This is a genomic window from Vibrio sp. 704 (genome assembly GCF_033339295.1).
Map to the genome: position 1 here is coordinate 1 of NZ_JAWOUH010000906.1, position 542 is coordinate 542.

Sequence of the window (542 nt, forward strand, 5' to 3'; positions counted from 1 at the left end):
AAAAACTTACGTTGGCATCAAAACGGAAGACGGTACACGCGGCCCTGTGGGTGACTTTGCGATGTTCAACCAATACGGACGTGATCGCACAGGCTTAACCAGCCAATACGCAAACTGGTGTCATGATTTATCTGTAAGAAACTTTGCTGGCCGTGACAACTGGCGTCGTGCCACACGCAATGAGTTGTTTAGCTTGTATCGTGCATCACGAGGCAGTGTTTGGGACGGGACTGAAAGCATCTATGAAGAAGACAAAGATGGCGGAGGTTTTGGTTGGCCAGCGAATTCGGAGTATTGGTCTACCTCGCTAATGGATTTACCGCATCACGAGGGCGTCGTGTATGACATCATTAACCTGCATCGAGGTCGAGCGCAGTTGGTGATGGATGCTCGAGACCCGGCTTATGCTTCCTGCGTGTCTGACGCGCCTGGCGTTCCTCTTAAGTAATTGAAAGTTAGTGAAAGTAAGTGAATAGGCTCCTTCGGGAGCTTATTTTTTATCTCATCAGCATCGCTTGACTTCACTTATTAGCCGCGTAGCA

1 pseudogene is annotated in these 542 nt (G+C 49.1%); it reads left to right on the forward strand.

Features of this window, described 5'->3' with window-relative positions:
• Positions 1-448, forward strand: a pseudogene (locus R7R24_RS29805) (hypothetical protein); the annotation flags it as partial.
• Positions 449-542: the final 94 nt, after the last annotated feature.